The sequence below is a fragment of the Neptunomonas sp. genome, from assembly GCF_041601355.1.
GTDB lineage: Bacteria > Pseudomonadota > Gammaproteobacteria > Pseudomonadales > Balneatricaceae > Neptunomonas.
This window is the reverse complement of sequence record NZ_JBFIIH010000164.1, coordinates 1-7,267: the sequence shown is the minus strand read 5'-3', so window position 1 is coordinate 7,267 and position 7,267 is coordinate 1. Positions and strand designations below refer to the sequence as shown.

The window sequence follows — 7,267 nt, the reverse complement described above, 5'->3', positions numbered from 1 at the left end:
GAATATTTATGGATTGGTTGCTCTGATAGCCGAGTGCCAGCAAACGAAATTATGGGTATGTTGCCGGGCGATGTTTTTGTCCATCGTAATGTTTCAAATCTGGTGATTCATACGGATATGAACTGTTTGTCGGTCATACAGTATGCGGTAACCGTGCTGAAAGTTAAGCATATTATGGTGGTCGGACATTATGGTTGCGGTGGTGTACGTGCGGCTATCGAGTCAAAGCCGCATGGATTGATTGATAACTGGCTGCGGAATATTCGCTCTATCGATATGTCACATCGTGAGTTACTGTCGGCATGGAAAGGTTCGGATCAATATCTTGATCGTCTTTGTGAGTTGAATGTGATTGAGCAGGCCTATAATGTTTGTAACACCACTATTACGCAAGATGCTTGGGAAAAGGGTCAGGAATTGACGATTCATGCATGGGTATATGGTTTAGATAATGGGTTAATTCAGGATTTAAATTTTTGTATTTCGGCTCAGGATTCCATTGAAGCAGGCTATGTCGAGGCGATTGAGTCGATAAATCAACTCAGTCAGAAGCGTTAACTTGTTTGGGTTCATGCGTTAGCGTTTATTCGTGTAGGGTTAGTCAATAAAAAAATGCCACTCAGCCGAGTGGCATTTTGCTTTTCAGCGTGTACTGAGACTACTGAGTTTTAGCCAGCGCCTGTTCAAGATCGGCAAGCAGATCGTCAATATGTTCGATGCCAATAGATAAGCGAATCATTTCCGGTGCAACGCCTGCAGATTTCAGCTCTGCATCATTTAATTGGCGGTGAGTGGTTTCCGCTGGAATAGAAGCCAGAGACTTACAATCACCAATGTTCACCAGTCGCACAAAAACAGCCAGCGCATCATAGAACTTAGGTGTAGCTTCGCGCCCACCGGTGACACCAAAGCTTAAAATACCGGACGCCTGGCCGTTCATGTATTTTTTCGCCAGTGCATGATCCTTATGGCTTTCCAGGCCTGCATAATTTACCCAGGCTACCTGGTTATGATTTTCCAGGTACTCAGCAACTTTTTGGGTATTGGTGTTAACGCGTTCCATACGCAAAGCGAGTGTTTCAATGCCCTGTAAAATAAGGAAGGCATTCATTGGCGACAGTGCTGCCCCCATATTACGTAATGGAACCACACGACAGCGACCGATAAAGGCGGCTGGGCCGAATGCTTCGGTGTACACAACGCCATGATAAGACGCGTCGGGTTCATTCAATAACGGGAAGCGTGCTTTGTTGTCAGCCCACGGGAAGTTGCCTGAATCAACAATAACCCCCGCCAGTGAGTTGCCGTGTCCGCCCATATATTTAGTCGCGGCATGTACAACAATATCGGCGCCTTGTTCAATCGGGCGCCACATCAGCGGGCTGGCTACGGTGTTATCGACGATCAATGGCACACCGTGACGATGAGCGATTTCTGCGAGTTTTTCGATGTCAGCAATACCACCAGAAGGGTTGCCGATTGATTCACAAAACAGGCCCTTCGTTTGATCATCTATCTGTGCTTCGATGGCTGCAAAATCATCTTTATTTGCAAAGCGTACCTGAATACCCTGGCGTGGCAGAGTGTGCGCAAACAGGTTGTAGGTGCCGCCATACAATTCGCTGGTAGAAACGATGTTGTCGCCGACTTCTGCTAATGTCTGGATAGTATAAGTAATGGCCGACATGCCGGATGCGACTGCAAGCGCCGCTATCCCGCCTTCAAGCTCGGCTACACGTTTTTCCAGCACGTCGGTGGTTGGGTTCATGATACGCGTATAGATATTGCCGGGCACTTTCAGATCAAAAAGATCGGCACCGTGCTGTGCATCATCAAATGCATAGGAGGCTGTTTGATAAATAGGCACAGCAACCGCTTTGGTCGTTGGATCTGGCGAATAGCCTCCGTGTACGGCAATGGTTTCCAGTTTCATGTAGCGCTCCTAGGGTATTTTCTTATTAAGGGCTGTTTCAATTCTGAGTTCGGTTTTTGTATCGAACAGTAGAAGGATTGTAAAGGTTATCCCTGGTAAATCAAAAGCGAAACCGACTAATGCTTTATGAGGAGTAGGCAGGTTGGGTAGAATGCAGCTCATATAAGGAAAAGGAGAAGATCATGGCGAAAGCCAAAACCGCCTACGTATGCAATGAATGTGGCGCTGACTTTACTAAATGGCAAGGTCAATGCTCTTCATGCCGGGCATGGAACACGCTAAGTGAAGTGCGACTGGGGGCAGTACAAAATACTGCCGCCAAACCCCGTTATGATGGTTATGCAGGTCAGGCCAGCCAACGAGTGATGCGTCTGGCCGATGTGGATCTGGCGGATATGCCGCGATTCAGTACCGGAACTGAAGAGTTGGATCGTGTTTTGGGGGGCGGTTTAGTACCGGGTTCGTCGATATTGATGGGTGGGCATCCCGGCGCAGGGAAAAGTACGCTGTTGCTGCAGATTATGTGCTATCTGGCGGAAAATATACCGGCGTTATATGTCACGGGTGAGGAGTCGCTGCAGCAAGTGGCGATGCGTGCCCACCGCTTAGGACTGAAGGCTGAGCATCTGAAAATGCTCTCTGAAACCAGTGTTGAAGCGGTTTGCCAGGTGGCTTCAGAGCTAAAGCCAAGAGTGATCGTAATTGACTCTATTCAAGTGATGCATATGGCGGAGGTGCAGTCGGCGCCAGGTTCTGTATCGCAGGTGCGCGAATCAGCAGCGGACTTAACGCGTTTTGCCAAGCAAACCGGTTGTGTACTTTTTTTGGTCGGGCATGTGACAAAAGATGGCTCACTGGCAGGGCCAAAAGTGCTGGAACATATGATTGATTGCTCATTACAGTTGGAAGGTTCCTCCGATAGCCGCTTCAGAACATTGCGTTCGCATAAAAACCGCTTTGGTGCGGTGAATGAGCTCGGTGTTTTTGCGATGCTGGAAACAGGCCTGCGCGAAGTAAAAAATCCCAGCTCTATTTTCCTCAATCGTGGTGAGACAGCCAGCCCGGGTAGTGTTGTCATGGTCGTGTGGGAAGGTACGCGTCCATTGTTGGTAGAGATACAGGCATTGGTGGATCAGTCGCATATGAATAACCCTCGCCGGGTCGCGGTTGGATTAGACAGTAATCGTCTGGCGATGTTGCTGGCAGTGTTGCATCGCCATGGCGGGCTGCATACGGGTGATCAGGATGTGTTTGTTAACGTTGTTGGTGGTGTCAAAGTACTCGAAACCAGTGCAGATCTGGCGCTTTTACTGGCAGTGGTGTCCAGCTACAGAGACAGGGCGTTACCTCAGGATTTGATGGTCTTTGGTGAAGTGGGTTTGTCGGGTGAAATTCGCCCGGTACCCAACGGTCAGGAGCGAATTCGTGAGGCGGCGAAGCATGGATTTAAACGCGCTATTGTACCCAAAGGGAATGTGCCCAAAGACGTGGTGAAAGGAATGGAGGTTGTGGGTGTCAGTCGTTTGGCTGAAGCGCTGGATGCACTCTGATGCTCAGGCGTTATCTTTCTGGGCGCTTTATAATCAGGTGCACTGGCATCAGGTGCTTTGGTATCCGGTGAAATATGTCAGGTGTTGTATAAGTGAACTAATTCACGTTCCAGTAGCACCGAATCACCTAAATTCAGTTCTACCAATCTGCGCAAATGAGTGATGTCGTCGAGCTCCATACACATCGCCTGAAAGCCAAACCGATTGTTGAGCTGGTGGTTAATGCGTGCAGGCATCGTAATAACAATGTCGCTACCTTCTAACATGATTTTCAGCACTACCTGATCGCTTAGGCTCAGCACAATATCATGATGACTTTCTATCAATGCGCCTTTTAGGCAGATATCGATGAGTGTGACCTGCCATTCATTTTCAGCTGAGCTGAGTGTGCATTGTGCATCAAAATTAATACGTGTAAATCGACGGCGATTTTTCTGAGGTAGAGTAGGGTTATCCACTGGTCTCTCCGGATACTCGCATAATTGGGTATTATTTCTTCTTTAAGTATAGTGTGAAAAACATGATAAGCGTAAACCATCAACTACACTGTTAGGTATAAAAGATATAGGGTGTTTAAATTGGATGACTAGTTTTGCAGGGTTACTAAATAATGCCGTTCTATTACTGGCGCTGGGTGTTATTTATGATTCGTTAGGCCTTCACTCGCTTGCTAATAGAGCGCTGCGGAAAATTCTGACAGGCGTTTTAGTGGGTGTGATAGGCATCTCTGTGATGTTGACCCCCTGGGAGATGAAGCCCGGTGTGTTTTTTGACACACGTTCGGTGCTGATAAGTTTATGCGGTTTATACTTTGGCTTAGTGCCAACTTTGATTGCGGTGTCAATGGCAGTGGCTATGCGCTTTTTTCAGGGTGGGGCGGGCTTTTATGTTGGCTCACTCGTCATTATTAGCAGTGGTCTGATTGGCTTAGGGTGGCATTATTGGTGTCGGCGAAATAAAAAGGGAATGAGCTGGCTAATGCTCTACCTGTTTGGCTTGACTGTCCATATTAATCTATTGATATGTATGTTGTTTTTGCCTGCCGGCATTCGATTTACCGTTATCGAGGCAATTGCTCTTCCCTTACTTATTATCTATCCGGTTGGGACTATGTTGCTGGGTATGCTGCTGAAGCGGCAAAAAGACAGGCGACAATTCGAAGAGGAATTACGCGAACATAAGATACTGCTTGATCGCGAGCGAGGGCTGCTAAAAAGGCTGATGGATAGCATTCCTGATTATATTTTTTATAAAACCGTCGATGGTACATATTCAGGCTGTAATAAGGCCACGGCTGAACTGTTTAATGCCGATGAAACCGATATTGTGGGTAAGACAGATTTCGAGTTTTTTGACCATGATCAGGCGGTTCTTTTCCGACAAAATGATCAGGATATGCTGCAAGCAGGGGTGAGCAGCAGGCATGAGGAAGTTGTTAAGCATCCTGATGGCAGGCTTATTCAGCTTGATACCTTAAAAATCCCTTTTTACGGTGAAACCGGAAAATTATATGGCTTGATAGGTATTGGTCGGGATGTAACCGAGAGAAACAAAGCCAGTGAAAGCATACGTAAGAATGAAACTACCTACAGAAGCGTATTGAGTACGGCATTAGATGGCTTCTTGATCGTGTCGGTTGACGGCGTTATTCAGGATGCTAATGAAGCTTACGCACAGATGTCAGGTTACACGCTGGGTGAGTTGTTGGGCATGAGAGTCGATCAACTGGACGCAGTCGAAAGCAAGTCTATGACCGAGCAACATATTCAGGAAATTATAGAGGAGAAAAAACAACGCTTTTTTACTCAGCATAGACGTAAAAACAGCTCGGTTTATGATGTTGAAATTAATGTCACTTTCTGGCCGGAAGATGGCGGTAAGTTTTTCGTATTTATAAAGGACACTACAGAACGGACATTGGCTGAACATCGATTGCTGCAAAGTGAAACCCGATTCAGGAAGGTCTTTGAAAATATACCGACCATTGCGGTGCAGGGATATGATAAAAACCGCAATGTTATTTTCTGGAATGCGGCCAGTGAAAAAGTATACGGCTATGCGTCAGAGGAAGCGTTAGGTAAAAAACTCGAAGACTTAATAATTCCTGAAATTATCCAGGATCGGGTTGCTGAAGAAGTTAACCGCTGGTTGGCCGGCGGTGAAGTAACGCCAGCATCGGAGCTCATATTACAGAAAGCGGATGGGTCGCCGGTATCCGTTTTTTCAAGTCATGTCATGATAACCGGGGTAAATAATGAACCTGAAATGTATTGTGTCGATTTGGATTTGACGGCTTTGAAGCGAGCCGAAGATAGGATTGTTATGCTCTCTCAGGCACTCGAACAAAGTCCTGTATCTGTGATGCTGATGAATACAAAGGGGGATGTCGAATACGTCAATAGCACGTTTGAAAGAGTCTCCGGTTATGCAGGTCAGGACGTTACTGGCCAAAAAGTGGGCCTGTTTAAACCCGGGCAGCTGGAGGAAAGTAAGCGTCAGCAGCTATGGTCGGCAGTACTATCAGGAAGGTCGTGGGAGGGCGAGTTCCAAAATGTTAAGAAAAGTGGTGAACTTTTTTGGGAGCATGCCCATATAGCACCCGTTACCGATGAGTCAGGCGTCATTCGGCACCTGCTGGCGGTTAATCAGGATATCACTCAGCAAAAGGAACAGGAGCAGCGGATAAGTTATCAGGCGCACTATGATAGTTTAACGGGCTTGCCTAATCGTTTCCTTTCTTTAGATCGGTTGGCGCAGATGCTGAAAGAGTCGAAGCGCGCTGAAAAACAGGCTGCCGTATTTTTTCTGGATCTGGATGATTTCAAGAAAGTTAATGATACGCTAGGTCACCAGATAGGCGATGAATTGCTGGTTGAGGCTGCCAATAGATTGAAAGCGGCTGTACGTGATGATGATGTTATTGGTCGCTTAGGGGGGGATGAGTTCATCGTCTTGTTAAACCAGGTGGGAAATAGCCGGACAATTGGCAAGGTGGCGGAAAAATTACTTGATCAATTCAGAGTGCCGTTTAACCTGAAAGGAAGGGAGCTGATGTCGACAGTCAGTATCGGAATAGCCGTTTATCCTAGCGACGGCAAGAGCCCTGTTGAATTATTAAGACAAGCTGACGCAGCGATGTACCATTCTAAAGAGCAGGGGCGTAATACCTATAATTTTTACACCGAGAGAATGAATAAAGATGTAGCTCGTCGCTTGTTAATCGAAGAGCATTTGCGGAGTGCGCTCAACAAAAATGAGTTCTATGTTATTTTTCAACCGGTGGTTGATTTGCGTAGACGGGTTGTTGTTGGCGCAGAAGCATTGCTCCGTTGGAATAATTCTGAAATGGGGAACGTGCAGCCTGATGAGTTTATTCCGATTGCTGAGCAAACGGGGCTGATTGTTAACATCGGTCAGTATGTGCTGGAACAGGCTTTTATGGTGCTTTCAGCGTGGCGCGAAAAGTACGCAATAGATTTTCAGGTGGCTGTAAACATCTCTCCCCGGCAGTTTAGAGATCCTGGTTTAGTTGAATACATTCAAAGGCGCTTAGAAAAGTACGCGTTACCCGCCTCGGCAATAGAGCTGGAGATTACCGAAGGGGTGCTGATGACAGGTCATGGGATGATAGATGTGGCTTTGACAGATCTGAATAAAATGGGTATGGGTATTTCGATGGATGATTTTGGTACCGGTTACTCGTCACTCAGCTATCTGCGTAGCTATCCCTTTGATACTTTAAAAGTCGATAAGAGCTTTATCAATGACATTACTGTTGATCACG

At 46.7% G+C, this 7,267-nt stretch carries 5 protein-coding genes; 3 read left to right on the top strand and 2 right to left on the bottom strand.

Annotation, left to right across the window (positions count from 1 at the left end; genetic code table 11):
- The coding region (locus tag ABY436_RS17960; RefSeq protein WP_372740307.1) for a carbonic anhydrase at positions 1–558 on the top strand (558 nt) is incomplete at its 5' end.
- Between the two features lie 100 nt (positions 559–658).
- Here ABY436_RS17960 and ABY436_RS17955 read toward each other — a convergent pair.
- Positions 659–1,933, bottom strand: coding sequence for an O-acetylhomoserine aminocarboxypropyltransferase/cysteine synthase family protein (locus ABY436_RS17955; RefSeq protein ID WP_372740306.1), 1,275 nt, complete (start codon positions 1,931–1,933; stop codon positions 659–661).
- 182 nt (positions 1,934–2,115) lie between these two features.
- On the opposite strand from ABY436_RS17955, the gene radA reads away from it, so the two are divergent.
- On the top strand, positions 2,116–3,483 hold the full coding sequence (radA, locus tag ABY436_RS17950; RefSeq protein ID WP_372740305.1) for a DNA repair protein RadA: 1,368 nt from the start codon (positions 2,116–2,118) through the stop codon (positions 3,481–3,483).
- A gap of 77 nt (positions 3,484–3,560) precedes the next feature.
- On the opposite strand, the gene ABY436_RS17945 is transcribed toward radA, so the two are convergent.
- Entirely contained in the window at positions 3,561–3,941 is a 381-nt protein-coding gene (locus ABY436_RS17945; RefSeq protein WP_372740304.1) for a PilZ domain-containing protein, read from the bottom strand.
- 124 nt (positions 3,942–4,065) lie between these two features.
- On the opposite strand from ABY436_RS17945, the gene ABY436_RS17940 reads away from it, so the two are divergent.
- Positions 4,066–7,267: PAS domain S-box protein (locus ABY436_RS17940; protein WP_372740303.1), on the top strand; the 3,202-nt coding region annotated here is incomplete at its 3' end.

Bases quoted from the DNA above. Each gene is read 5' to 3' on its own strand.
- radA (WP_372740305.1), top strand. From the start codon at position 2,116: ATGGCGAAAGCCAAAACCGCCTACGTATGCAATGAATGTGGCGCTGAC.
- ABY436_RS17955 (WP_372740306.1), bottom strand. From the start codon at position 1,933: ATGAAACTGGAAACCATTGCCGTACACGGAGGCTATTCGCCAGATCCA.